General features: G+C 79.2%; 1 pseudogene. It reads left to right on the top strand.

What is annotated here, in order from left to right:
- Positions 1 to 236 (top strand): annotated as a pseudogene (locus ACQG3P_RS23700) (beta-N-acetylhexosaminidase); the annotation flags it as partial.

Raw genomic sequence — 236 nt, 5'->3', positions numbered from 1 at the left:
CCGAGATCGGCCTGGCCGCCTCGTTCTCCGCCGGGGGCGTGCAGGCGCGCGGGCTTGCGCACCGGGATGCCGGCTGCGACGTGGTGCGGGTCTGCCACCCGGCACTGGTCGACGAGGCGCTGCGCGCGGTCGACGGCCGCCCCCTCCCTACCGCTGCGCTGCTCGGCCTGATCGGCCGCGGCGCGCCTGGCTGGGACGGCCTGCTGGCCGATGCCCGCCCGGGCACCTCCCCCTCC

Origin of the sequence: Stenotrophomonas sp. SrG (assembly GCF_050031795.1) — a bacterium.
GTDB lineage: Bacteria > Pseudomonadota > Gammaproteobacteria > Xanthomonadales > Xanthomonadaceae > Stenotrophomonas > Stenotrophomonas rhizophila_A.
Note: the sequence above shows the minus strand (reverse complement) of the source record. Positions and strands in the feature narration are given on the sequence as shown.